Here is a 1,894-nt window from a genome sequence, read left to right as displayed (position 1 = left end):
GGCGGCGACGGTCGCCGCGCCAGTCGTGGCGGAGACGGTGACCTCGACCGACGAGTCTGTCGTGTCGGCGGCGGCCGAGCTCGCGCGTGAAGAGTACGGAACGGGACGGACGGCGGTCACCGAGCTGGTGTTCGCGTTCCTTCGTGAGCCGGACGCGCGCCCGCAGGTCGTCGCCAGGCTCGCGGACCACGTCGACCGGGCCGAGCGGCAGCGGCGGGACGTCGACGGACTGTTCGAGTGAGCGGAAGGGTCAGGTTCGAGTGAGCGGAACCCCGCCTAGCCCTACGACTCGTCCGCGGGCGGGTCCTCGACCTTCGGTTCGCCCTCGAACGTGTAGTCGGCGGAGTTATCCTGTGGATCGTAACCGAGCACGTCGCGGGCCCGTTCGATCGAGTAGTACCGGCGGTCGTTGTTCGAGATCCCGTACACGATCTCGAAGCCGTAGTCGGCGTTGAGACACCGGTCGAACAGGTGCGCGCAGTCCCGGTGGGAGAGCCACATCGCTTGGCCGCGCTCGTACTCCCGGGGCGGGTGGTCCTTGGTGAGGTTACCGATCCGGACGCAGACGACGCTCATTCCGTATTCGTCGTGGTACAACCGCCCGAGTGCCTCGCCGGTCGCCTTGGAGACGCCGTAGAGGTTACCGGGCCGGGGGAGCTCCGTCCCGTCGAGGCGATAGTCGTCGTCGGTACGGTACAGATCGGGAGTACGGTCGTCGGTCTCGTAGCCGCCGACGGCGTGGTTCGAGGAGGCGAACGCGAAGCGTTCGACGCCCTCCTCGGCGGCGACACGCATCACGACTTGAGTGCCGTCGATGTTGTTCCGGAGGACGGAGTCCCACGGCGCGGTCTTCCGCGGGTCTCCCGCCAGATGGATAACGGAGCCGACGCCGCGCATCGCGTCGCGAACCGCCCGCTCGTCGGTGATGTCCGCCACGTAGCGGTCGGCGTCGGGGACCGCGTCAGGCACTTTCGCGGCCGGCAGCGGCTCCCTGTCCAGCAGGCGCCAGTCGTACGCGTCGCCGATGCCGTTCAGGATGGCCTGCCCGACGCGCCCACCGGCGCCAGTAAGCAGTACCGGCTCGTCCATTCACCCTAACGTGGGCGTGAGGAGGGCATATATGACACGGTTCGGCGAAACAGCCGGAGGAGCCGCCTACGAGGCGAGAGTGACCGGATCAGGAGAGTTTCTGTCTGGATATCGAAACGCCCGTGGGCACGACGACGAGCTGGTCGTCACCCTTCTGGACGATGTCGCCGTCGACTTCCTCGGCCACCTGACGCAGCTCGTCGATGATGTGCTCGACCGTTCGGTCCGAGGTCGAGTGGCGCGTAATGTCTGCGATGACGAGATCGCCGTCGTAAACCGCGTCCTTGATCGGAATGACGTCGCTCTGGTCGCCGATCTCCGCGATGTGTACCTGCATCCCCGCTCCCGTGCTCGCCTCGGCGAAGTCGTCCATCTCGAGTTCGACGTAATCGTCGACGGATCGGTTGCCGCCCCCGCCGAGGATCTTCGTCATGATTCCCATGGCACACACACGGGGAGCTCACACATTAGTTCTTACGTCAGACACGGCCGCATCCGGGCGTTCGTCGGAGGGCGTTCGGGAGGGCGCGGGCCTAATCGGATCGTGTCGACCGGCTACTCCAACCGCTCCTGCCACTCCTGTACCCGCGAGAGCAGTTCGATCGGGGCGGTCTCCGCGAGGTCGACGTCGGTCAGCTCCTCGATCACTGCGCGGGTTTCGGGGTTGGGGGCCGGCTGCTCGTCGGCGGTCCTCGGTTCGCTCGCAGCCCTCGGTTCGCCCACACTGCCGGTGTCGCCCTCGTCCGTGGCATGCTCGCCGCTCCCGACTCCCGTCGCGCTCGTCCCGTTCGCGTCCGCCCCGTTC

At 67.2% G+C, this 1,894-nt stretch carries 3 protein-coding genes and 1 pseudogene; 1 reads left to right on the top strand and 3 read right to left on the bottom strand.

Annotated features, from left to right (window positions below):
• Positions 1–241 (top strand): annotated as a pseudogene (locus tag ACFQEU_RS15295) (DUF309 domain-containing protein); the annotation flags it as partial.
• Between the two features lie 41 nt (positions 242–282).
• Here ACFQEU_RS15295 and azf read toward each other — a convergent pair.
• The 3 genes from azf to ACFQEU_RS15280 all read right to left on the bottom strand — a co-directional run.
• Positions 283–1,089: an NAD-dependent glucose-6-phosphate dehydrogenase Azf gene (gene azf / locus ACFQEU_RS15290; protein ID WP_379783551.1), complete on the bottom strand. Its 807-nt coding sequence runs from the start codon at positions 1,087–1,089 to the stop codon at positions 283–285.
• 88 nt (positions 1,090–1,177) lie between these two features.
• Complete coding sequence (locus ACFQEU_RS15285) at positions 1,178–1,531, bottom strand: cell division protein SepF (protein WP_379783549.1); 354 nt, start codon at positions 1,529–1,531, stop codon at positions 1,178–1,180.
• Positions 1,532–1,644: 113 nt separating this feature from the next.
• Positions 1,645–1,894 (bottom strand): hypothetical protein (locus ACFQEU_RS15280; RefSeq protein WP_379783547.1); only part of this gene is annotated, 250 nt, incomplete at its 5' end.

Source organism: Halorubrum tibetense (genome assembly GCF_042661865.1).
GTDB lineage: Archaea > Halobacteriota > Halobacteria > Halobacteriales > Haloferacaceae > Halorubrum > Halorubrum tibetense.
Note: the sequence above shows the minus strand (reverse complement) of the source record. Positions and strands in the feature narration are given on the sequence as shown.

Coding starts and splice junctions, on each gene's coding strand:
- azf (WP_379783551.1), bottom strand. CDS start 1,089: ATGGACGAGCCGGTACTGCTTACTGGCGCCGGTGGGCGCGTCGGGCAG.
- ACFQEU_RS15285 (WP_379783549.1), bottom strand. CDS start 1,531: ATGGGAATCATGACGAAGATCCTCGGCGGGGGCGGCAACCGATCCGTC.